The following is a 334-nucleotide window of genomic DNA, read 5'->3' on the forward strand; positions in this document are numbered from 1 at the left end:
TTCCTCCCCCTTTCCTTCCTCCCTCCTCTTTCTCCCCCTCCCCCTCTCCCTCTTCTCCCCTCTTTCTCTCCTCCTCTTCCTTTTTCTTTTTTCTCTCCCTTTCCTTCTCCTCCTCCCTCCTCTCCTTCTCTTCCCCCTCTTCCTCTCCTCTTCTTTTTTCCCCCCTCCTCCCCTCCCCTTTCTCCCTTTCTCTTCCCCCTTCCCCCCTCTCTTTTCTCTTTTCCCCTTCTTTTTTTCCTCCTTTTCTCTTTCCTCTCTCTTTCCCCTCCCTCCCCTTCCTTCTTCTCTTCTCTTCCTCCCTCTCCTCCCTTCCTTCTCTTTCCTTCCTTCTTTT

1 protein-coding gene is annotated in these 334 nt (G+C 52.4%); it reads right to left on the minus strand.

Annotated elements, in window-relative coordinates; all coding sequences use genetic code 11:
* The coding region (locus KH400_RS30415; protein ID WP_217228692.1) for a hypothetical protein at window positions 1-334 on the minus strand (334 nt) is incomplete at both ends.

The sequence above is a fragment of the Desertibacillus haloalkaliphilus genome (assembly GCF_019039105.1).
In the GTDB taxonomy this organism is placed as follows: domain Bacteria; phylum Bacillota; class Bacilli; order Bacillales; family KJ1-10-99; genus Desertibacillus; species Desertibacillus haloalkaliphilus.